Here is a 25,148-nt window from a genome sequence, read left to right on the forward strand (position 1 = left end):
TTGTTTCGCAGTAGGTCTAATTTAATCTACTCATGCTCAACCAAGAAACCATACAAGCCGTACAACAAGCAGCACTTATAGAAGAAGTTGTTGGTGACTTTGTTACACTGAAAAAAAGAGGTCAAAACTTGTGGGCTTGCTGCCCATTTCATCATGAAAGGACACCTTCTTTTTCCGTATCTCCTAGCAAAGGTTTTTATAAATGTTTTGGTTGTGATGCTGCTGGCGATTCTATTGCTTTTATAAAGGCTATAGAAGGCATTAGCTTTATAGAGGCGGTCAAGTATTTAGCAACTAAATACAGTATACCTATTCAAGAGACAGAGGAAGGGCATAAAGATATAGCAGCCCAACATGAAAGGGATAGCTTATATATTTTAATGAAGCTAGCAAACAACTATTATATACAAAACTTATGGGAACATTCAGAAGGTCAGCGTATTGGACATGCTTATTTAAAAGAAAGGGGTATTACAGATGATTTTATTAAACAATTTGAATTAGGATATAGCCTTGATAGCTGGCAAGGATTTCACGAATATGCACTTAAGCAAGGTTATACGGATGGGCTGTTAGAAAAAGCAGGCCTTATTGTTCACAACCAAGAAAAGTTGTATGATCGTTTTAGAGGGAGGGTTATCTTTCCTATTCATAACCTTTCTGGTAAAGTTATTGCGTTTGCAGCTAGAATTCTGAAACCTGCAGATAATCAACCTAAATATGTTAATTCGCCCGAAACGCCCATTTATCATAAAAGCGATGTGCTATATGGTATTTACCAGGCCAAGCAAAAGATAAAACAAGTTGATAAGTGTTTTTTAGTAGAAGGGTATACCGATGTCATCTCCTTACACATGGCAGGCATAGAGAACGTAGTGGCTTCTTCTGGAACAGCACTCACTGATTCACAAATTCAGCTTGTTAGTCGATTTACAAAACATATTACCGTTTTATTTGATGGCGATACAGCTGGTATAAAGGCAGCCCTACGAGGGGTTGATAAAATACTAGAAAAAGGCTTACATGTAAAAGTTATCTTACTGCCTCCAGGTGAAGATCCCGACAGCTATTCTAAAAAGCTAGATAGTCTTGCCTTCCAAACTTACTTACAAGAGCACGAGCAAGATTTTATTACGTTCAAAGCAAAGCTACTAATGGAAGGAATAGGAGATGACCCTACTCAAAAAGCAGAAGCCATTAAAGAAATTTTGCAAAGTATTGCATTAATACCTGATGCCGTAAATAGAACCTTATTTTTACAACAATGCAGTAGGTTACTAGATATCAATGAAGGGGTGTTGCTGGGTGAACATAACAAAATATTGGTCAGAAAAGAAAAAGAACACCATAGGCCTCACAAGCTAGTACATAACCCTGTTAATGAGCTACAACTTACTGCAAAAAGAGGTGAGTTAATACCTCTTAATTGGGCAGCTACCATAGAAGCATACGAACAAGAAAGTATTCGATTACTACTTAATTATGGATCTATTATTTTAGAGGATGGTAATCCACTTAGCACTTATCTACTACAAGAATTGGCTGATGTTCCTTTTCAACATCCTGTTTACAAACATATATTAAGTACTTATGAAGAATTGGCTTTACAAGAGCAAGTAATAGATATCAATTTTTTTGTACAACATACCGACGAACGTATACAAAAGACAGCTATTGATTTAACCGCATCACCTTATGAAGTGAGTGATAAGTGGCAGGAGAAATACCAAATAAATATTTCTAAAGAAGAAGACAACCTTTATAGAAATGCTTATAAGAATATACTTAGGCTTAAGCTTCGTCTTATTCACCAGCTAATTGAAGAGAACAATAAACTGCTTAAGAATACCGTGCATGAGCCTGAAGAGGAAGATAAATTATTGCAAGTGTATGCAACTCTTAAACAATCAGAGACTGCTATTGCTCAACAACTTGGTATGGTAATTATAGGATAACATATGCACTGTGGTTTACTGATCAAATATTTATTAGAAGAAGGGTTGAGCGTTGGCTTGTATATAGTAAATATAACTATTTGATAGTCAATAAGTTATAGAATGAGAGTTTATATAGGAAGTTGCCTTATTTAAAGAATAACAGTTTTGTTTATTTTTATAAAAAATAATTTAAGTCAAGATCTTTTATCTATTTTACCATCATCTATACAATTATTATACTCAAAAACTTGAGAATCATGTATACATATTTTATTTCTACTTCAAAAAGCATAATTATTGGAATTCTAATAGTGCTGTTTAATACTACTTCATGCGACTGTAGTCCCAATAATCCGAATAAAGGAGATGAGCATGGATTGTCTGGTAGTTTAGTCATAGAAGTACAAGATGCGTATTTGATAGGTGACCAAAAAACTATAATAGCTGTTGTTTCATTAGATGATAATACGAAACCAGCCTTATTAGAAGGCTTTATATTACAAGTGTATTATACAAGCGGCACAGGCGAATTTGAATTTACAACCTATAAAAATAATGTAGCCAGCGCAGAAACTTCAACTTCTATTAACGAAAAATTAACATCGCTTGTGCGTTTTACAGAATTAGCGTCAAACAATTCTCCTACTAACATAACTTTTTCCATTGTGCCCAATGCAGATGTTATCCAAGCGAATATTCAAGTTAAACTTTTGGATAAATTAGGTGCTCTAATCAAGGAATGTCCTGTAACCTGGGAAGAAGATAAGTTATTAGTATATGGTTTAAATAAATTTGTGGGAAATAATCAATCTAGATTTATGCTAGCAGATACATTCGCTGCAATAGATCCGACTAAGATTACTTTAGAGATCAAGAGTAACAATGCAGCTACTTTTAGGTTAGTAAAGGTTGATGGTAGTAAGAGTAGCGATCATGCTTTATTATCAGAATTGTTGTCTACAGAGGATGAGCAAAACAGAGTAACAGACCCTATGTATTTAGAACTTGATAATGCTAATGCTAATGGGCAGCAGAGTGCCGTTATCACGTTCAGCGTGAAACAGGGTACTACGTTATTAGCAAAACGTTCAGTGGTGTGGGAGCAAAATGGAATTAGTATTGATATATCATCAGATCAAGATATTCTTGTCGATCAAGATGTACTTAATTTAAAGTTCACTAACCAAGATGAAGTCGTAGATACGGAAAAGATACAAGTTAAACTTACCAATGATATGGGAGTGAAGTTTCGCTTAGGAGCTACACTAAGTGGGGAGGCAATTAGTACTAATTTACAGACTATTATCGACCAACCTCAACTAACAGTATCTGAAGAGGTAAATGTTGGCTTACAGCAAATAGATAATCCTAATGAAGTATATGATGCTAGTCTTATATTGGAACTATTAGATGAGAAAGGAGATATAATATGCAAGCACAAATTACATTGGATAAATAGAGAAAAATTGAATGTAGATGAGGTGGAACAATGGCTCAATAAATTGGATAGGTCTAAAATACAATTTAATCAACAAAAAGGAAGTATAGAAAATAATTTGGAAGCTGAGGAATATAATACTTCTCTTTCAATGCTAAGATCTATTATAGATATCAGAAAGCAAGTTCAGGAGATAAAGGGTAAGCTGCAAAAGAAGATAGAACAAGGTAAGCTGTCTAAGTTGTTTACAAATAGGGCTATCGTAGTTGTTAATCAGCTTATTGCTGATATTGATGCATTTGTGTTAGAATCAATCAAGAAATATGAAAAACATATAGGGAAACTTGCTGAAGAGGTTCAGCGTATTTTACAAAGAGCAAAAACAGTTGAGCTTGAACAGTCCTTACATAAAAACTTAAGCGAAATTTATGAGGATATTATAGATATGGAATCGCTTAGCTATTACGTTCTAGCGCTTGCTAAGGCTATTAATATAGATATGGATAAAGCTATAGGAAAAAATGTTAAAGATACCCTTCAAAAAAACGTAGAGAAATCTATAAGAGGTATGGTGGAATTAGGTAAATACTTTAAAAATGAAGCAGTATCTAGAATAGAACCTAATGATGCTTTTAATAATGGGGCCGAAAGAGCCAGGCACCTTGCTGATAAACTTACGAGTATTGCCGTTGATTTACAAGAAAATTCAAGCTATGCTTATGAGTGTGTCGCACAAGCGTACCAATATACAGCAGAGGCTATGCTTATTACAGCTAAAAAGGAAACTCATTTTAATTATATACTTCAAGATGCTGAGTATGCTCGGAATGCGGCTAATAATGCCGCAGATGCTGCATGGCATGTTAGCACCAGTTTAAAAGACAATAACACGGCTAATCAAGCTGTTAAAGCTGCATTACAAGCAGCAATAAAAGCTTGGCAGCTTGCATTAATGACAGAATTAATATCTGAAAATAACATCCCATCTAGTATAAATGGCGAGTCAACTAGTAGCATATTGAAAGAGCTCAAGGATAAACTAAAACACTACCAACCTAATGTTTTCTATTAATTAATTTGGCATTGTTAATTTGGGATAGGTGCAGGACTAAAATTAGTTTATATTAAGCAACTTGAAAGTGGTACTTTTTCATAACAAAACTATCTTCGTTTAACAATGCCATTAATTTTATTCAATTAATGGTAAGGCTATTGGATGTATGGATGTGGTAAAATAAAAGAGCATATATACTATCTTATAGTTATTAGACCCGCTGCGAAACAACTGCCGTAAAAAAACAGAGGAGCATTTTGCACAATTCAGAAAATATAAAAAATAAGAATAGACGTTTAAAGTATAAAAAACGCAGGTTGAATTTTTATAAATAATAAATTTAACTCTCAAAAATCTAATGTTTTTATCGATCTTCTGTTTCGCAGCGGGTCTATTAGAAAAACACAAATAAGCTCTTTACCCATACTCTATAAGAGGGTTGTTAGCTTGCTCAGTTTTGTAAAAGACGCCTTAGTAACCAAAGTAACTAGTAGTAAAAGTGATTCTTGTTATATAGTATCAAGATTGTGATATAAAGGATTGTTATGTAATTATAAAGTATAATATTTAAACATGCTTGTTAGTGATAAGTATGTATAATAATTATTGTGCTTAAGGAGTAACTGAATAAACTGATGTGCAGCAAATCTATATGTATTATATCTTGTGTAAACAGAAAAACTCCATTAGGTTAAAAGTACTATGTACTCGTTCATTGGTCTGCCCAAAATAAAGTCTCTATTTTGGGTAAGAAAACGGTACTCGTGTTCCTAAAGCGTATTAGCTACCAACTATAAGGTATACTTTGCCGGTTGGTTGGTAAATGAAATAGGGGTTTTCTACCAATTCTAAGGTAGTGTAGACCCCTGAGCGGGTACAGTACTATAAATAAGGAATTGATTATACCACTTCTTTTTACATTCCAATATTACTGCTGCTGGTTGCTAGCTATAGGGTTTCCTATTACTAACTTTTGGTTGTCATTTTGCCAATAATGTTCCCATTTCAAGAAATATTTGTTGCTATCCTCGTTATCATTAAATTTTAAGGGTGGCCTACTTATAGTTCGGTATAGTAAGTCAGCAGTAGTATCTAATTTATTCTTCCCAGGTTGCTGTGAAAATATATACAATCGCTCTTCTGCCCTGGTAAGCGTTACATAGAGCAAATTGAAATGATCTAAATATACTTGCATACGTTCTTCATAATATGCTTGTGCATATACTGTTTCTTGTAATCCCTTATGGTATCTAAGCGGCAAACTGGGAAAAGTTGAAAAAGGCGCTTTATCTGTTGAACACCAAATGATAGGTGGCTTATAAGTATTATGGTCAAGATTCCATGCACAAAATGGAACGATAACTACTTTGAACTGCAATCCTTTTGCTTGGTGAATGGTCATAATAGGTATGGCTTCTTCCCCTTCCATATGAGGTAGTGCATGCTTGTTTCCTTTCTCTTCCCACCATTTTAAAAAATTATAATGCTCTGCCGGATTTTGCTGTAAATATGTTAATACAATATCTTGAAAAGTATATATAAAAGGTTTGCTTGCTGTTGTATTAAGCTGAAAAATACTTACTAATTTTACTATGCGTTCATATAATGGAAGCTTAGTTAAACAATAAAATTCTGATATAAACTCGGTAGGAAGTAAATTATGGTCATTTTCCACACGGTTTTGCTGAAAAAGCTCATGAGAAATACCTTGTTCTTTTTTACAAACATATATTTGGTATAAATAAACGAGCTCTGTTTTAGCTAGTATATCTATCTCATCTTCTAAGTATTTAAGCGCACTAATTATTATATTTATCCAAGGGCTTTTCCCTAAATAAAGAGATTCAGCAGAAACCGCTGAGTACTTGTACCCTGGTTTTGCATGTTCTGAGTGCTGGTAACTGAGTAAACTTTGAGATATTTCACGTCCTTCTGCATGACTTCTTACTAGCAAAGCTATATCTTGCAATCTAAAGCCGTCTTTTTGTAATTCTTCTAACAAGGCTGGTAAACGTTGCTTGATTTGTTCTTTCCAGCTAGATTTTTCTTCTTGTAAATCTGCCTCACACAAAAAGTTGGCTTCTACATAACCTTGATCTTGGCTTGACTGCACAGGTGCTGGTATATGTTGGTAAGCATGCGCATAAACATTTGCTATCTCTTGAAGCTGCTCATTTAACTGTTGTTTTAAAGTGCTGTTGTCTTCTAATTGATTAATTTCTTGTTGTAGATGACTTGCTAAATTTTTGCTCGCTTGCGTAAAAAAGGTATTGTTAAAGTGTACAATACTGGGTTTGCTACGCCAGTTGTGCTCTAGTACTAAACTTTTAGTAGCTGTAAATTCTTTTTCTAATTTATTCGATAAAAGCTGCCACTTACTTCCACGCCATCGGTAGATAGATTGCTTTGCATCGCCTACCAATAAACTCATATGTCCTGTAGCCAATCCATTGCTAATTAATGGTTTTAGATTTTGCCATTGGAAATCTGAAATATCTTGAAATTCGTCTATTAAGAAATGGTTATAAAAAGAGCCTACCTTTTCGTATATAAAAGGTGTGTCGTTCTCAGCAATAACCTGTCGTAGCAAGTTAGCTGCATCTGAAATAAGCATTATATTCTTCTCAGCCCTCAGATTCCGTAAACTTGCTAATAGGTGTGTAATAATACCAAATGCATATATAAACTGTTGTACAGCAAGTGTTGTATGATAAATATGATGTCCTGCTTGGTAGTATGTTATAATTTCTTTTAGAATGTCTTGTAAACTATTTTGTACTAAGGATACAATTGATAGCTTTTTAGAATTAGTTTTACTGTACCAAGCTTCTATAGATTCTAAAGCAGTGAGAGCTCGTTGGGTAGGAGTAAAGCCCTTTTTTTCAGATACTCCCATTAAGTAGCCTGCTATTCCACGTTGCCCATAAGAAAAGTCTGATATTTCTAACCCACTAACTTCTATTTGCTGCATAGCTTCTTTGCCAAGCTTCTGCAAACTATTTTCAAATTCAAGCCTACCTGTTTCAAGTTCTGCTAAAAATGTAGCTAGCTTATGTTTGTTGTTGATAGCTTCTATCAGTAATCTTTCTTGCTGCCCAAAATTTTCTGTAAAAAGTTCATATCCTAGCTGTTTAAGTGCTTGTTTAAAATGCCAGGATTTGCCAGCCAAGAGTTTATTTTCAGCAAAATTAACTAGCCATTGATGTAGCTGTTTGTCTTGGTTAGCTGTATTAATTACATCGTCTATTATATAGTTCAGTATAGTTTCTTGGTCCATCTCTATGGTAAATCCATGTTGGATGCCAAGCTCCTTTGAGAAGTTCCGAACAATACTTTGTAAAAAACTATCAATAGTGCCTACGCTAAAATGGTCATAATTATGTAAGACCTTAGAGAGTACCGCTTGGGCACGTTTTTGTAATTCTTTGCTATCCCATCCATTTGCTTGGTTTAATTCTTGAGTAAGAAGGCTTTCCTTACCTTGTGCTATGTCATGCAAGCTGTTAAGAATACGTTGCTTCATCTCCTGCGTAGCACGATTGGTAAAAGTTACTGCTAGAATTCTTTGGAAGTATAAGGGAGCTCTCAACGCTAATTGTAAATAAGCCTTCACTAATACATACGTCTTTCCAGAACCAGCAGCAGATCTATATATATATAGCTTCGACATTCTATTAGGAGTTAGGGGCTGTACTTATTGTATAATTCATCCTAAAATAAGCCAATATAGATTAATATTACTAATTACGGTATTGTTAAAACAAGATAGAGTTATTAAATTAGAGAAAAAAATATGAATTGTCCTCGATGTAATAATGCTCAAAGCTGTAAAGATGGGATCGTTAGAAGCAAACAGCGTTATCAGTGTAAAAGTTGCCGTTTCCGCTACACACTTAACCATAAATCAAATATCAAACCGCTATCCATTAAGCGCAAAGCCTTACAATTATACCTGGAAGGTTTAGGCTTTCGAGCTATTGGACGTATACTTGAGATAAGCTATGGCACAGTTTATCAATGGGTAAAAGCATGTGGAGATCAAGTAAGTTTACCAGAAAGCCAAGGTGAAGTAGAGATAGTCGAGATGGATGAGATACATACTTATGTAGGCTCAAAAAAAGCCCTGTTGGATATGGATAGCTGTCGATAGACTCAGTAAACGCTTTCTCTCTTACGTGTGTGGAGACCGTTCAACAAAAACAGGACTAAAGCTATGGGAACAGGTCAAAGGTATAGGCAAGCTATATTATAGTGACTACTGGAAAAGCTACCAGCAGTTTATTCCAAAAGACAAACACTTACAAAGCAAATCAGAGACATATACTGTGGAAGGATATAATAGTTTGATCAGACACTATTTAGCTAGATTTAAGCGTAAAGGTAAGTGTTATAGCAAGCAGGTACATATGATTGGAAAATCGCTTAACCTGCTTATGGCTAAACTAAATAATCAGTTATCTATCTTGTTTTAACAATACCAAATAAACATATAGAGAGAATTATTGTATAATCTCCTAAAAGAATAGCTTGGTCTTGCTTATAGTAATATGTTTACAACTCTATGATTTAATACTTTTCTATTTATATTTACAAGTGATTGATTGTATCAAAGAACTATAAAATTAGGTTACAGTGGAGAGAAATATAGGGCGTAAAATAATACAGATTAGTAGCTTAACTATAAGTTTTATACTAGGATGTTTCTGTAATCTCCTAGCTAAAGAAAAAATTTATGAAAAAGAGTTGCCTTACGCCATAGCTTCTTATTATATACCATCTCTTTCAAGCCATAAACAGGAGTCTAAGCAGGTATCCATTAATAAAAAAAAGCGACAACAAATTTGGGAGGCAAAGTTGCCGTCTTTAAGTAAACAAGAAAAGGCAGCTATTATATTTGAGCAGATATTTGCCAAAAGCCCAGCTATTAATAGTTTACAAGCTCAACAAGAACCCATCTTAAATAATTATGCTTGGCATGACCTAAAATTATTTTATGGTACTAATTCTAATCCTAAATGTAATCTGCTTCATCAGATTGATAGAACAATAAGTTGGTTAGGTAAAGGAGTACTGGCCATATTTATAGCAACGCCTACAAGTAGTATACAAGAGTTGCGTACTAGACAAAGTATCATACAATTTCTTTTAAAAGAAGACTTCACTTTTAATCAACTTATAAAAGTTTACCAAGATTATACTTATATAGAAGAAAACTTGTTATCATTTTGGTCTAACCATGACCCCCTTTTTAATCGTTTTTATAAAAGCTTTATTCAAAACACTTTATACTTTAACCTTCCTAACAGTAGCAGATATAATAAGGCAAGCCGTGCATTAGAGCTACGTAAAAGGCTTTATTTTGATTCAGTACTAGCTTTACATGGTACTTCCATTAGCTTTCAAAGTTATTATCTATTTAAAGTATTAACAGATCGGGCTACATTTAAAAGGATAATTTCTAAAGATCATCCTATGTGGATTAGAATATTAGCTTGGTATCCTTTAGCTACTATCCCTATAGAAATACTTAGTATTAAAAAGCACTATGATAGTTGGTCAACGCCTTTAAAATACTTAGCCGCCCGGCTAGCTGATATACAGCAATGGGTATTGTTAGCTAAAGAAGTAAATACTATTGTAGCTGGTTGTCCGGAATTAGAAAACCTATATGGAAAATATTTAATAAACATAAGAAAGCTACTTGCTCAACCTAATACTACGGAAATGGGAAGGCTTATTGATCGTCTTTGTAGCTTGCCACTAAAAAAATGGTCTGTATTTTTTAATAACAATGGTAAGCTATTACAAACTTACAAGTTGTTTGTAAAGCACAAAAATAAGTTTACAGATGCATTATATGACTTTGGTAGGCTCGATACTTTTTTATCTATAGCTCAGTTGCTAAAAGAAACACAGAGTACCCAGAGAAAAACTACTTATACTTTTACTCGATTTCTTGACCGTAGCGAAGAGTCTAAGCCATACATATCGCTTGTTGATATGTGGAGTCCTTTTTTAGATGTAAAGAAGGCTATTACTAATACCATTACAATGAGTAGTGAGCGTGAAGTGCGCAATATGATTTTAACGGGCCCTAATGCTGGTGGAAAGTCAGTGTTCATAAGTGGTATGGCCATAAGCTTATTGCTAAGCCAGACATTAGGAATTGCTCCTGCAAGCTCGGCTACCATTACACCATTTAATAAAATTAACACTTACTTAGATGTTTCGGGTGATATTGCTGAAGGTAAATCGCTTTTTATGGCAGAGGTACAGCGTGCTCAGCAACAACTTGATACTATCATGGGCTTGCAGGAAGGTGAATTCAGCTTTAGTGTTATGGACGAAATATTTAGTGGTACTAATCCTCTAGAAGGTGAGGCCGCTGCTTACAGTATTGTTCATTATCTTTCAAAGTATACTAATAATTTAAGTATTGTAGCTACTCATTTCCCCAAATTAACGTTGCTACCAGAGCGGGCCCCACATAGTGGCTTTGCTAACTATAAGGTTTTTGTAGGTGTACAGAAAGAGACTGGCCAACTAATTTATACTTACAAAGTAGCACCAGGAAAATCTAACCAAACAATTGCTTTAGATATTTTAAAAGAGCAAGGTTATGATATAAAGATGTTAGAAGAAGCAAAGGACATACTATCCCATCCAGAGCATTATCAGGCTAGTTTTTAAGCTGAAATAATATAATATAGTTACTGTATTGTAAAAAAGTGAATACTGATAAAACGTTATATAATAGTATAAATTATTAATAAGTAATTATAAAATATATGTGAGCAAGTATTAAAGAACTAATATATGATATAGTAGAAATTAGGTTAAAACGAGTTACTTGATGAAAAATATCGATGATGCGTGGATTATATAAAATTTATCCTCTTTTTATAGATAAAATTTATCAAATATTTAACTATTTAGTAGATTATAGATGAACGCATACAAAATGTGGTAAGAATAGGTTATTGAAAAAGTAGACGCTAAGCAGGTTAAAATACGGTAACATAACTTATGTTTACATTTTTGTGTACTTATAGAATTCCTATTTTGTAAAGAAAAAATTACAAAGTAATAATTATGATAGATAAAAAATTTATACTTAGTCTAAAATCCTCTTTTTTGATAACAATATTCTCACTGTTTGTTTTTACAGCATGCAGTGATGGATGTAAATCAGCTCCCAAATTACCCAGAGGTAAAGGTAGTAATTCAACAGCAAAAGGTACAACAGGAAAGAAAGGTACAGCTGGAAATACTGAAAAGGAAAGTAGTAAGAAAACAAATACTAAACCCACACCTACTCCTTCTAATCTTCAAAAAACAATTGTTTTGTTCCATGGGCTTGGAGTTCCTGAAGATACAGGAATTTCAGCATTAGGTAAGAAATTGAAAAATGATATTAAAGATGTTAGAGTAATGATTTTAAAACGGCCTAATTCTACCACTGTTTCTACTACACAACAGGCAGAAGAAGCTTATGCTACGCTAAAAGAAGAATTGAAAAAAAAGGATATGATTGGCAGCCCTATTTGTCTAATAGGTGATAGCCATGGTGGTTTAGTCGCATTAGAGTTATATCGTCAATACAAAGATGATCTGAATATAGTAGGTATTGTTACTAACCACTCTCCGTTAGAAGGAGCACCAGGTGTAAATGTAGATATTGATGTTGTTAATGAGTTTAAAAAAACAGTTAGAGGTTTATTGACATCCGCATCGTTATTCCTAGGAGGGCTAACTTTAAATCCTAGCCAAATAGACTCTTTACCATTGAAAGAAATGCTTACAGGAGGGATACAGCAACCTTTGATAGATGATCTAACAGCAAATAGTTCCTTATTAAACAACATTCGAGCAACTTTGACATCTATACAAATACCTGTGTTGGTGTTGGCAGGTTATGCAGATATATTAACAAACATCGATGCATTACTTGGTTTTGCTTCTCAAGATAAAAGATTTGGGCAAGAGTTGAGTAAAGTAAGAGAACAGCTAAAGGAATTGCAAAAGGAAAAGGATAAGATGGAAGAACCCTTGAAGCTACTGATAAATGGTGCGCTTAGCTCTCTTGAAGATACATTTGGAAGAATTATTGGTGATAAAAGGAATGACTCTTTTCTTCCATACTACAGTCAATATGCTGAACATATTTCAGTAAGTCCAAGCGTTATGCGTAATCCTAAACAAGGATATCACCACTTTTATGGTATGCAGTATCATAATGAAGTCTATAATGATATAGTAAGATTTGTTAATCAAGCTTTTGAGAACAAAAAATAAGCATTTTTATAAATGCCTAATGAAGGAAACACTTTCTCTGCATAGAAGCTGGGAAAGTGTTTTTTATTTAAAGCTACTTGTGAAAAATTTTAAACAGTGTTGATTAAACGTAATTATCAATTAGTTTCCTTTTTTCGAAGACCTTTATAAGGATTGTATCCGTTTAATTTCGTAGTATAATATCCTGTACCATTATAAGATCGCTTATCTGGGTGTTGTTTGCAATCCTTAGAACAAGCACCTTCCATGGTTTCACCACAATTAGTACAGATAGGCACGTGCACATTACATAAGGGATTAGCACAGTTGACCATACGGTCACAGTTGGCGCCACATATGTGGCAAGTTCCAATTACAATGGGTTCTTTTTTATTAATATCCTTTACTAACCTATTGTCAAATACATAGCATTTACCTTCAAAAGCCTCTCCTTCTGTCTCATTAGCATACTGAATAATGCCACCATGTAACTGATAAACGTTTTTAAAACCTTGCTCCAATAGGTAAGCACTTGCTTTTTCACACTTGATGCCTCCTGTACAATAAGTAACTACTTTTTTATCTTTATAAGCCGACAAATTGGATATTTGATACTTAAATTCCCTAAAATGGTTGATATCCAAGGTTACTGCATTTTTAAACTTGCCAATTTTATGCTCGTAATTAGAACGTACATCTAGCAATACTACATCTTCTTCATCTTTTATTTGTTCTAGCTCATGGGGAGTTATGTATTGCCCACTTCCTTGCTTAGGGTTAATATGATGTAAATCTGCATGAACAATTTCTGATTTAACCCTCACATGTAATTTCTGAAAGGCATGGTGTGGGTGCTCATCGATTTTAAATTGGATGGCTTCAAATCTAGGATCAGCTTTCAAGTGCTGCATATACTCGTCACATGCCACCTGTAATCCCGATACTGTACCATTAAGCCCTTCTTTAGCTATGATAATTCTGCCTAGTAAACCTAAATCTGCACAAAAACGATGATGCTCTTCTCGGAATACTTCCGGATTTTCAATAGTTGTATAACAATAGTAGAGAAGTATATGATATGGTTTTTCTGACATAAATAGTTGACCTTATATTAACTTATTTTAAATGGTTTAGCTGGGTTGCCTAGCATTACTTCTTTTTCTTTTACAGATTCTAAAACCACTGAGCCAGCGCCTATTCTAGCACCCTTGCCAATATGAACTCCTGCTACAATGGCTGCACCTGCTCCAATAAAAACATTATCTTCAATGGTAACTTGTTCGCCAATAATACTACCGCTACCTATTTGCACAAAATTTTGAATAGTTGCCCCATATTCAATAATCACTTGTTTGTGTACAAGGCAGTGGTTACCTAATTGGCTATTAGCGCTAATGTTAGTCCCCGCATCAATTAAATTTCCTATCCCTAGCTGAGTATTAAAACCGAGGTTCGCTAATGGATGTACTAAATTAATAAAACTAATTTGATGTTGGTTGCTAAGTTTTTTAATGTGCTGTTGGCGGCTGGTAGATTGTTCTATAGCTATAAAAACTGCAAGCTTTTTATCTATTTTTTCTAAGTAAGAAGCATCCTCTTCTATATTCCCTAGAATAGGTATATGGTTAATTTCAGTAAGTTTATCTAATTGTTTTTCTGCTAAAAAACCATAAACAACAATATCATTCTGGAGAAGAATTTCTAATGCCTGGTGTGCTAAGGCAGTTGTACCTACTATAATCACAGGATCTTTCATGAGTATTTTATAAAACTATCGAAACAATGTATAAATTATAGTAAAAATACTTCAAATATACATTTGCTGTAGCAGTTATATGGGTAAAATCTAGTCAATTTCATGAAAATCTTGTTATCAACTTAGCTTGTATTAATTAACAGTTAAATGTAAGCTAGTACTACAAAGTAATTTTAGGTCTTTCAGTGATTTTTGTGAGATTAAGTCTAATTTTTGAAAACTTAATTAATTGTAAAAAATTGTCCTCTTTCTAATTGTTGAAAAATTGTTACAAGGTGGTAAGGGTTAGCATAAATCCCTAGTTTTATTTCTCTTCTTCTTGCCCCATAACGCATACATATATGTTTGTGTATTTGCTGCTATTTGTAGGTTATTTTATATATAACCATTCTTCAGAAGTTTAAAATTCTTAATCCTATTTAATTAAATTCATGAAATATAAACGTCGATTAGGTAAGTGGCTGAGCGCCCATATTTTAGTTCTAGGAATACTGGTGTTTTTAGCTGTAGGGTTACCTTTACAAAGTTGTTTTGAATCCTATAATCCTGTTATTCCCAGTTCGAAAACTCCAAAAGATACTAACGCTAAATCAGCTATACAACTTTCCTCTCCATTATCAAAAAATTCACAAGATGCGTATTTATCCTTAGAAAATGAGCTTAGCATTCCTTCTAGTTCCAAAGATTTATCCCTTGATAAGATACGAGAGGAGCAAATAGCACCTATTAATCAAAACGAAGTTCCCTCGTTTACAACATTGCCTAGTTATTTGTCCACGCCTATGGTTGGGAGTAGTGTTGATAATAGAGCAACTCCGGTAAACCCTCCTGCTGAAAAACAACAGAGTGTTCAGGTGAAAAACTCTTTGAAACAAAATAGAAACTTACAAATTACAAGCCAGACAGCTAAAGATCAAAGAGAAGCCAAAGAGCAAATCCTACAAGAAAAAGAAGCTCAGCTGTTAAGTAAAGCTTTTAGAACTAGGCAGGGATATATAGTTAAGTTTTACAAAGAAGCAGGAGTATGGAAAGCTAATGTAGTAGAAGAGGTAGGAAATTTTAAAGGAGAATTTGATTTGCCAGCTTATTTAGGCGAAGATGAAAATTTAGCGCAAAACATAGAAAGATTACTTAATCTAGATAGGTCTGCCCAAGCTATGACAAGCCTTATACAAATTGTTTTGCCCAATATTTCTAAAGGACAGGAGGGCTATGTATATATAGGCGGTTTGTCAGGAGGAGGCAGAAAGAAAGGCGAAAAGCAACAAGAGCCTAAGAAACAAGCAGATAAAGTAGGAAGTAAGGAGACTAAAGAAAAAAAGAAAAAATCAACACAATCGAAGCAAGAAGCATTAGGTAAAAGACAGAAAAGTGATGTGGAAAATAGGAAAAGGAAAAAAGAATCAACCCAAGAGAAAAAAGAATTAAAAACCAAAAAGAGAAGAGATAAGCTAGAGGAAGAAAGTGAAGAAGAAAAGGAAGAAAAAAGGAAGAAGGTAAGTGGAAAAGGAAGTACAGAAAAAGGGAAAAAACGTAAACAAAAATCTCTACAAAAGGGATTAAAAAAGGAAGCTGAAGGAGAGGATGAGTATTCGCCTGCGGAAGCAAGCAAGGAAGAAGGTACTAAAAAAGCTAGAGTAACACGTTCTGATTCAGAAAAAATAAAATTTGAAGTTAATAAGGAGCAAGAAGAAAGGTTAAGAATTGTACAGTATTTAGACAAAAATCTATCAGAAAGAGACTCAATTTTCGACCAGGCTCAGAAGAAAGATAAAGTGGCCCAATATGAATGGGCTCAGTATCAATTAGGTCGGTATTATGTGGCACTAGAAGAAGAAAAAGATCCAGATGAAATAGGCCGAATTTTAAAGGAAGCTATTAGGTGGTATATAAAAGCTGTCCTTAATGGTCATCAAGAAGCACCACGCATACTTAGGGAATTAAAAGATACTAATTCTTTTCAAAGATTTAGAAATAGCCAAAGCATAAAGAAAATTATTAACAATTATACTATTAAGGCTGGTAAAAGTAGTGAAGAAGCGAAAAGAGTTCAGCAAGCACTTATAGGTTTAAGGGATAGTGGTCTCTATAGTAACCCTGATGATCAAGTAATGGGTTGGTATGAGCAGGCTGTAAATGCTACTATTGGTTCAGCGTTTGCTTTAAAAGATTTTGAAGAATTTAAAAAGGAAGCAGAAGACAGATATAAGAAATACGAAAGAACAATACAGGATAGAAAAATCAAAAGAAATTCAGGTACTGAACCCACATGGCGGGGTCTTATGAGGGTATCTGATTTAATTGTTATGGACCTTGATCCTTCCAAAATGCCTATGCATATTGAATGGGGCGGAGATCCTACCATTTCTCCTAATGCAAGTGGTATATTTGGACCTCTGTTTGTGCTTCCAAATTCCCAGGAGTATGAAGATGTAGTCATGACTATTGATCCTTCTGGAGATGGTCCTGATGAAACAGCTTATTGTGTGGCTAAGCGTAGTGGAGACTATTATTTTATTATAGATGTAGGTGGATTAGCTGGAGGTTATCATCCTAAAGATTCGAAAGATAGGATAGGTAATAGCACTAAAGTCTTAAGAGCATTAATATCAATTGCTCGCGAAAATAAGGTTAATACTGTAATCATTGAAAATAATAATGATAAATCTTTTGGGAAACTGTTGAAAAAAGAGTTGAAAAAACAAGGAGAAGGGGATTTAGAGATTATTTCAGATCACCAAAAGCACAATAAAGAAAAACGAATTATAGTTAGGCTCCAACCTCTATTGAACGAACATAGACTTATTATTAACAAGAGGACACTTCAAAAGGATTTTGACTCAAAATTAACAAAAGATTTGAATTATAAATTTTTCTACCAATTAATGTCAGTGGTAGAAAATAAAAAAAAATCTAAAAAATATTTTGATGGGGGAAACCCTCAACATGATGATCGAGTAGATGCTGTAGCAGATGCAATACATTATTTAAAGGAAAGAAAAGATGAATTCGACCAATTAAAAGAAAAATGGAAACAACTTAAAGATAAGGCTGAACAAGGAGATATAAAAGCACTGATTGAGGTGGCTAGGAGGTATAAAGACGGCGTGGGAACAGCAGTAAATTATGAGGAAGCACGTCAATGGTATGAAAAGGCTAAGAAGCAAGGTCCTGCTGCTGATCAGGAAGCTTATGCTGAAGCACTGTTTAGCTTAGCTCAAATGTATCAAACGAGTTTGATAAAAGTAGAAGAAAAAGAAACAGAGAAAGGGAAAGAAAAAGAGAGTGGCGAACTACAAATAGCAATTGAATTGTATCAGCAGGCAGATGAAAGAGGACATGCAGGAGCGGCATATGAGTTAGGTAAATTGTACCAAAATGGCGAGGGGGTAGAAAAAAATGAAGAAGAAGTAGCTAAATTTTTCAAAAAAGCAGCGAAAATAGGTCACCCGGGGGGTGAATATGAATTGGGTAGGGTTTACGAAGATAAAAAACAGTATAAGGAAGCACATAAATATTATAGAAGGGCTGCTAATCATAATAATGCAGATGCACAGTTTAGCTTAGCACAGATGTATCGAGAGAATTTAGTAAAAGTAGAAGGGAGGGAAAGTGAGAAAGAAAAGGGAAAAGAGAAAAAAGAAGACGAGAATTTTTCATTAAAAGAAGTAGTTAAGTTGTACCAAGAAGCAGCTAAACAAGGCCATGCAGAAGCAGCCTACGAACTAGGACAAGTATACGAAACTGAGTTAGGAGAAGTGAAACAGAATTATGGAAAAGCGCGTAAATGGTACCAAGTGTCTGCTCAGGGAGGGAATGCTAAAGCTCAATATAGCCTAGGTAGAATATATCAAAATGGTTGTGGCTTACGTAGGAAAGACGAAGTTCAAGCCTCTATATGGTATAAAGCAGCAGCTAAACAAGGCCATAGAGAAGCACAATTTGAACTAGGTAGGATGTACGAGAATACTAAAGATTATGCTGAAGCACGTAAATGGTATGAAATGGCTGCTGATCAAAATCATGTAGGGGCACAGTTTAACCTGGCAGGGATGTATAGAGATGGTAAGGGAGGAGACAAGAATGAAGATACAGCAGTTAGACTCTATAAAGCAGCAGCTAAACAAGAGTATGCAGATGCCAATATTCAACTAGGTTGGATGTATGATCATGGAAAGGGAGTAGAAAAGGATCCTAGTAAAGCATTAGAATATTATAGAAAAGAAGCTGAATTAAAGAATAAAGAGGAAAAAGATCAGGTTAAAGAGGGTAGTTAGGTAATTGTTAGCTCCTGTGAAATAACAAACCACGGGAGCAATACCCATTGGTTTTTCGTATAGAAATAATTATACTTCCCCAAAATCACTATTATTTGATGTAAATGCTTGCATAAATGCTAGTTATGGGCTAATTATAAGTCAACGTTATTTTTAACTAACTAGTATGGTTTATTATGAGGTATTTTTGTAGTTTAAGAAGACAATTAACCACCTGCAGTATAGTTATAAGCTTGCTTTTACAAAGCTGTACTGGCCTCACTAATCTATCCATTGCTATAGAGAAAGGACAAACAGATAACATTGAGAAAGCAAGTAATCAAGTTTCAATCAGCAAAGTAAGAAGTAAGAAATTAAGCCATAGTGTATCCTCCTTTCGGAAAGGAGATCAGTTACAAGCAATAGGTAAAGAAAATCTTCTAGAGGAGAATTTACTTAAAAAGCAGCTATCAGGGTATGTATATGTAGATAAGGGAAGATATAAAAGAGCAGCAGCTAATGATCAAGAGAAAGTGAAGAAGAAAAGAGAGAAAGGAGAAAATAGGAATCAGACTACAAGGCGGAAGAGAGAAAAAAATCAAGAAAACAAGAAAGAGAGCCACAGAGATAAAAAATATCCAGGAGTAGAAGTTCCGGGCAAGTCTAATAAGCAAAGTAAGGAAAAGAATAGACATAAGATAAAAATTCAAAGAGAACAAAGGCCTTTAATACCAGATAGCCCAGGAGCAACTAAAAAGCGAGTTAAAAAAAAGAGGAAAACTGTAAGCGGAGATAGAATTCCGGCGTTATATATACTAGATCTGCCTGCAGAGTTATTAGCAGAAGTAGTATCTTATTTAATATTTACAGAGGCAATGTTAGCGAGAGAGCTGAATCGTCGCTTTTATGCACTTATCACTGGCTATAATAGAGTGGGCATAATTGGATTAGAAAATAAGCCAAATCATACTATTAATATAGCTGCTTGGTCACTAAAGCACACTATCGATTTCAATGATTTAAGTAGTAAACTTACAACTATGCCTAGTTTTGTTTTTTATCAGTTAATGAGGAAAGTAGACAATTTGCCTCAAGCCTATTGGCCTTATTTAGCAGACACAAAGATACAGGCAGTTTATTTATGGAGGAATAAAATAGGGCCTATAGAGGTAGAAATGTTAGGTAAGTGCTTACAAAGAAGTAGGGTGCATACCGTTTATTTAGGGTGGAATCAAGTAGGAGATATAGGAGCAGAAGCGTTTGGTAAAACATTAGCAGAAAATAGGCATATACGTGAAGTTAATTTAAGTAAGAATAAGTTGGGGGCAGTAGGCGCAAAAGGAGTTACTGAACATTTCCCCAAGGACAATGCGTATAATTAATTTATGGAATAATGAAATAGGCGATGAAGGGGCAATAATTGCTACTAAAAACGTACGAGGTAAGGAGGTAGAAGAGATTAATTTAGGAGACAACAAAATAGGAGATAAAGGAGTAATAGGAGCTGTAGAAAACTTAGAGAGTACATCCGTGGAAAGAATTTCTTTAGGAAATAATAAAATAACAGATGAGGGAGCGATAGGAGCTGCGAAGAACATAAGAGGAACTAATTTAGAGGAACTCTCTTTAGGGTACAATAAAATAACAAATAAAGGAGCTGTTACAATTGTGGAATACTGCCGAGGTACTAAAATGAAGAAGCTCAATCTGAGCTTTAATAGAGGGATAACCGATGAAGGAGCAGTGGAAATTGCAGAAAATATAGAAGGTACGCATCTAGAAGAAATAGATTTAAGACAAGATAAGCCAATAGGAGTGTTAACCCAGGAACTATTAAAAAAACAGTGCCCACATATCAAGTGGATATTTTAGGATTACTATGAAGCGACAGGATAATTTAAGAAGACAATTAATGGCCTGCAGTATAGTTATAAGCTTGCTTTTACAAAGCTGTACTGGCCTCTCTAACCCATCCATTGCTACAGAGAAAGGGCAAACAGATAATATTGAGAGGGTTACTAATCAAGTTTCAATTAGTAATAGTAAGAAACTAAATCATAGAGAGCCTTTATACCAAAAGGGAAGCCAGTTGCAAGCAATAGGAAGAGAAGAACTCTCAGAGGGGAATTTCTCTAAACGCCAGCAATCAGGTTATGGATATGTAGGTAAAGGAAGCCTCAAAGGAGTAGTAGATAGAGGTCAGGAGAAAGAGAAGGAAAAAAAGAGAAAAAGAAAAAAGGAAAAAAATCAAAGCCAGACTCCAAAGGTAAAAAGGGAAAAGACAGGAGATCCGAGCCAGGCAATGGAGATAAAGAAAGGAGCAGAAGGAAATAGGAGTCAGAACCTGAAACGGAAAAGAGAAAAAGTGGAAGAGCGTAAAACGTTTAAGAAACACCGAAAACTAGAAGATTCAGATAAGACCAATAAAGAAACTAAGGAAAACGGAAAGAATAGCCCTAAGATAAAAAGCCAGAGTAAAAAAAAGCCTATAATACCAGACAGTCTAGAAACAATTAATAAGCGAGTTAAAAAAAAGAGAAGAAGTGTAAACAATGATCATATTGTAAAGGTAGGCATATTCAATCTTCCTTCTGAGCTCCTAGAAGTTATCCTATCTTACTTATCATTCCATGAAATGATGCTAGCCAGACAAGTAAATTATCATTTTTATACCCTTACCACAGGCTATGACAAAGTAGGAGCAGTTGGTGCAGAAAATAAGCCCAGCCGTCTTATTAATATACCTACCTGGTCACTCAAGCATGCTATAGATTTCGATAAGTTAAAAGATAAACTTGCCGACATGCCCAGTTTTGTTTTTTATCAGTTGATGAGGGAAGTAAAATGGTTACCGAAGATCTATTGGGCTCATTTGAAAGAAACTCAGTTGCATAAAGTTGTTTTATTTCGTGACAACGAGGGCGCTACAGAATTAGCAGGCTTTAGTAAGGTTTTGCAAAAGAGTAATATTCGTTCACTTAGATTATGGTTTGTACGAAATGGAGTTGCAGCAACTCAGTTTAAAAATTTGAAACGTAATAATAAGCTACAAGAGTCGAGTTTATATAATAATAATAAACTAGGAGATCGAGGAGTAGGCAAATGGACTAGAAGTTTGAGAGCATCTAATGTGCAAAAGTTTGATTTAAGTGATAATAAGATCGGTCCTGTAGGAGCATGGAAATTGGGTAAGGGTTTAAGAGGAACTCAAGTTCGTAAAATTAATCTAGAGTTGAATAACATAGGAATGCTAGGAGTGATAAAATTAACTAAACAATTGAAATATACCAATGTGGAAGAGATTAATTTAAGTTCTAGTGATGTGGTACACTTGTCAGATGTTGAAAGTATAATAAAATTTACTCAAAACTTGCAAGAAACCAAGGTGAACACGATTAAATTGAAGAATATGGCGGTAGACAAGATCAGAAAAAAAATTTTAAGTGAGCAGTGTCCACATATCAAGTGGATATTTTAGGATTACTATGAAGCGACAGGATAGTTTAAAGTTGCGTTTAACGACCTGAGTATATATAAGCTTGCTTTTACAAAGCTGTACTGGCCTCTCTAACCCATCCATTACTACAGAGAAAGGGCAAACCAGATAATACTGAGAGGACAAGCGACCAAGTTTCAATTAGCGTATCAACAGATAGTCCATAAGGTAGAAGCAGCCCAATAAATACCGCCTAGGAATATGGTTTTACCTTTTGTATGCCATTTATACAGAATCCTAGTATTTTGTTTATCAAGCAAATGCATTTTTAAGATGAAAATAAATTATTGTCTATATCTTATAGATAATTATAGTAAACATATCATATAAGTATTAATGCAGTAATTACTAAACTTGCAAAGTTTATATTAATTATAAATTAAACTATATAGGTTATAGTTATAGAGGAGTACTTAAAGTAAATTAACGCCTACACTTAGCATAAATAAACTTTTTCTATGGTCAACAGCTATATTCCCTAGTTTACTGCAAACTTTACTCAGGCTACCTTCATATTTCAAATCTATTATAAAACGTTGGAAGTCTACTCCTATACCTACTTGGTAGCCTGCGGTAATACTTTTACATTCTGCGTAAATATCTGCTGTGTCGCTTTTAGCACTTAACAATAGGCTAAATACAGGTCCTGCCTGTAATCTTCCAATTCCCATGATTTTTATTCCGAATAGAACAGGCAATTCTATTTTCTTATACCGTAAAACATGTTCTTCATTAGGACATTGATTCTGATATTTGACCTTAGAATATGTAAACAGCAGTTCTGGCTGAATGTATATAACTGGAAAATCTACCCTACCAACAATTCCAGCTTGGTAACCCAAGCCTATATGAGGATCATAGCACTTGGCTAGTCCTTCTTCATCTAACCTAATATGGTAAGTGCTAATGCCTATCCGAGGGCCCACTTTAAATACATAAGCATGGGTAATATTGGAAATACCTACCAAGAATAATACTAAGCCTATTGTTTTTCTCATAATTATTGTGTTATATGATATATAAGTAGTCTGAAACAAAACTATTACAAATGGTTAAATAAGTTGTTAGTATTTTGCACTAATTTTATTCTTATAAATAGATTGTAAGTTGAGTGTTTTGTACTTGTAATGTTTTGATTATTAAGTATTTAATTAACTAAGCATGGGAAAATATTAAACGCTATATATAGTTAATTCTAAGTGCATATATTTTGTCTCTTTCTAATGCTATTTCTATTATTCAAAATCTATTTATATAGGTGCACGTTAAAATTAGCTTAGGTTAATGGGGCTTAGCCTTTTTATGAATCGTTTTATGTATTAGTTTTACACAATTATATGTATTGCAATCAATAAATACTTTTTTACACATGTCAAACATAGGAGCGATTACCCAGATTATAGGACCTATTATAGATGTTAGCTTTGAGAATAGTGGTAAATTACCTGCTATACTAAATGCCCTTGAAGTTACTAAAGCAGATGGGCAAAAGATAGTCTTAGAATGCCAGCAACATTTAGGCCAATATGCTGTTAGGACCATTGCTATGCATGAAACTGAAGGGCTAGTAAGAGGCATGAAAGTAGTTGATACAGGTGCAGCTATCCAGATGCCTGTTGGTGAAGCTATTCGAGGCAGGCTGTTTAATGTAATAGGTGAAGCAATCGATGGGCTTCCTCAGCCAAAAACACAACAAAAACTTCCTATTCATAGACCAGCTCCTAAGTTTAAAGATATCTCTACTGCTACTGAAGTATTGTATACAGGTATTAAGGTTATTGATTTATTAGCTCCGTATGTAAAAGGTGGAAAAATAGGATTGTTTGGAGGTGCTGGAGTAGGAAAAACCGTTCTAATCATGGAGTTGATTGATAATATTGCTAAGTCATATGCAGGATTATCTGTTTTTGCCGGTGTAGGGGAAAGGACACGTGAAGGTAATGATCTATTAAGAGAAATGATTGAATCAGGTGTTATCAACTATGGTGAAGAGTTTAGAAAATCGATGGAGGCAGGTGGATGGGATCTATCTAAAGTAGACCGTGAGGCATTAAACAAATCTCATGCAACATTGGTATTTGGACAAATGAATGAGTCACCTGGTGCGAGGGCAAGGGTGGCCCTAACTGGCCTTACTGCTGCAGAATATTTCCGCGATGGTAATGGACAAGAGAAAGGCAAAGATGTACTTCTCTTTATTGATAATATATTTAGGTTTACACAAGCAGGGTCTGAAGTATCCACACTATTAGGTCGTATGCCTTCTGCAGTAGGTTATCAGCCTACTTTGGCTACTGAGATGGGTGCTATGCAAGAACGTATTACCTCTGTAAAGAATGGTTCTATTACTTCTGTACAAGCTGTTTATGTGCCAGCAGATGACTTAACTGACCCAGCGCCAGCTACAACCTTTGCTCACTTAGATGCCACTACGGTACTTTCTCGTAAAATAGCATCACTAGGTATTTATCCGGCTGTAGATCCATTAGAATCCTCTTCGCGTATTTTAAATCCAGAAGTACTAGGCGAAATACACTATAATACTGCACAACGTGTTAAAAATATTTTACAGCGCTATAAAGAATTACAAGATATTATAGCCATTTTGGGTATGGATGAGCTTTCAGAAGAGGATGTGAAAATAGTTTATAGGGCTAGAAGGGTACAAAGGTTCTTTTCGCAGCCTTTCCATGTAGCTGAGCAATTTACTGGGCTAAAAGGTATGCGCGTGAGCATTGAAGATACTATTAAAGGATTTAACATGATCATTAATGGAGAGCTAGACCATTTACCAGAAGCAGCCTTTAACCTAGTGGGTACCATCGAACAAGCTATTGAAAAAGGAGAAAAAATGCTTAAAGAAGCTATTCCTAGTTAATTTGTATACGCTATAAGCTGGGTAATATTTAAATTGATAGTGATTACCTAGCTTTATAT

At 34.5% G+C, this 25,148-nt stretch carries 14 protein-coding genes; 10 read left to right on the forward strand and 4 right to left on the reverse strand.

Features of this window, described 5'->3' with window-relative positions; translation table 11 throughout:
* The first annotated feature begins 32 nt into the window (after positions 1-32).
* Both dnaG and AASI_RS04675 read left to right on the forward strand, forming a co-directional pair.
* Positions 33-1,955 carry a DNA primase gene (gene dnaG, locus AASI_RS04670; RefSeq protein ID WP_012473043.1) on the forward strand — a complete coding sequence of 641 codons (1,923 nt, stop codon included), beginning with the start codon at positions 33-35 and terminating at the stop codon, positions 1,953-1,955.
* A gap of 239 nt (positions 1,956-2,194) precedes the next feature.
* The gene (locus tag AASI_RS04675; RefSeq protein ID WP_012473044.1) at positions 2,195-4,447 is read left to right on the forward strand and encodes a hypothetical protein; all 2,253 of its coding nucleotides are present in this window, start codon (positions 2,195-2,197) and stop codon (positions 4,445-4,447) included.
* A gap of 910 nt (positions 4,448-5,357) precedes the next feature.
* On the opposite strand, the gene AASI_RS04680 is transcribed toward AASI_RS04675, so the two are convergent.
* On the reverse strand, positions 5,358-8,099 hold the full coding sequence (locus AASI_RS04680) for a UvrD-helicase domain-containing protein (RefSeq protein ID WP_012473045.1): 2,742 nt from the start codon (positions 8,097-8,099) through the stop codon (positions 5,358-5,360).
* Between the two features lie 123 nt (positions 8,100-8,222).
* On the opposite strand from AASI_RS04680, the gene AASI_RS08175 reads away from it, so the two are divergent.
* The 3 genes from AASI_RS08175 (at position 8,223) to AASI_RS04700 (ending at position 12,724) form a co-directional block, all read left to right on the forward strand.
* A protein-coding gene (locus tag AASI_RS08175; RefSeq protein WP_148204960.1) for an IS1 family transposase occupies positions 8,223-8,901 on the forward strand; the annotation gives its coding sequence in 2 pieces (ribosomal slippage) (positions 8,223-8,554 and positions 8,553-8,901; 681 coding nt in all).
* Positions 8,902-9,061: 160 nt separating this feature from the next.
* Positions 9,062-11,119 (forward strand): MutS-related protein, encoded by a 2,058-nt coding sequence (locus tag AASI_RS04695; protein WP_012473048.1) that lies wholly within the window; start codon positions 9,062-9,064, stop codon positions 11,117-11,119.
* Between the two features lie 402 nt (positions 11,120-11,521).
* Entirely contained in the window at positions 11,522-12,724 is a 1,203-nt protein-coding gene (locus AASI_RS04700; RefSeq protein WP_012473049.1) for a serine aminopeptidase domain-containing protein, read from the forward strand.
* Between the two features lie 116 nt (positions 12,725-12,840).
* Here the strand turns inward: AASI_RS04700 and trhO are convergent, their stop codons facing one another.
* Positions 12,841-13,797 carry an oxygen-dependent tRNA uridine(34) hydroxylase TrhO gene (gene trhO, locus AASI_RS04705; protein ID WP_012473050.1) on the reverse strand — a complete coding sequence of 319 codons (957 nt, stop codon included), beginning with the start codon at positions 13,795-13,797 and terminating at the stop codon, positions 12,841-12,843.
* Between the two features lie 17 nt (positions 13,798-13,814).
* Positions 13,815-14,459 (reverse strand): DapH/DapD/GlmU-related protein, encoded by a 645-nt coding sequence (locus tag AASI_RS04710; RefSeq protein ID WP_012473051.1) that lies wholly within the window; start codon positions 14,457-14,459, stop codon positions 13,815-13,817.
* A 431-nt stretch (positions 14,460-14,890) separates the two neighbouring features.
* On the opposite strand from AASI_RS04710, the gene AASI_RS04715 reads away from it, so the two are divergent.
* The 4 genes from AASI_RS04715 to AASI_RS04730 all read left to right on the forward strand — a co-directional run bounded on the left by AASI_RS04715 (position 14,891) and on the right by AASI_RS04730 (position 22,193).
* On the forward strand, positions 14,891-18,736 hold the full coding sequence (locus AASI_RS04715) for a tetratricopeptide repeat protein (protein WP_012473052.1): 3,846 nt from the start codon (positions 14,891-14,893) through the stop codon (positions 18,734-18,736).
* Positions 18,737-18,912: 176 nt separating this feature from the next.
* A complete protein-coding gene (locus AASI_RS04720) occupies positions 18,913-20,097 on the forward strand; it encodes a hypothetical protein (RefSeq protein ID WP_012473053.1) in 1,185 nt (394 codons plus the stop codon).
* The gene (locus AASI_RS04725; protein WP_012473054.1) at positions 20,084-20,587 is read left to right on the forward strand and encodes a leucine-rich repeat domain-containing protein; all 504 of its coding nucleotides are present in this window, start codon (positions 20,084-20,086) and stop codon (positions 20,585-20,587) included. The genes AASI_RS04720 and AASI_RS04725 overlap by 14 nt, the downstream gene beginning before the upstream one ends.
* A 7-nt stretch (positions 20,588-20,594) precedes the next feature.
* Positions 20,595-22,193 carry an F-box protein gene (locus AASI_RS04730; RefSeq protein ID WP_012473055.1) on the forward strand — a complete coding sequence of 533 codons (1,599 nt, stop codon included), beginning with the start codon at positions 20,595-20,597 and terminating at the stop codon, positions 22,191-22,193.
* 431 nt (positions 22,194-22,624) lie between these two features.
* Here AASI_RS04730 and AASI_RS04735 read toward each other — a convergent pair whose 3' ends face one another.
* A complete protein-coding gene (locus AASI_RS04735; RefSeq protein ID WP_012473056.1) occupies positions 22,625-23,209 on the reverse strand; it encodes an outer membrane beta-barrel protein in 585 nt (194 codons plus the stop codon).
* Positions 23,210-23,580: 371 nt separating this feature from the next.
* On the opposite strand from AASI_RS04735, the gene atpD reads away from it, so the two are divergent.
* Complete coding sequence (gene atpD / locus AASI_RS04740; RefSeq protein ID WP_012473057.1) at positions 23,581-25,089, forward strand: F0F1 ATP synthase subunit beta; 1,509 nt, start codon at positions 23,581-23,583, stop codon at positions 25,087-25,089.
* The last annotated feature ends 59 nt before the right edge of the window (positions 25,090-25,148 follow it).

Source organism: Candidatus Amoebophilus asiaticus 5a2, assembly GCF_000020565.1.
Lineage (GTDB): Bacteria > Bacteroidota > Bacteroidia > Cytophagales > Amoebophilaceae > Amoebophilus > Amoebophilus asiaticus.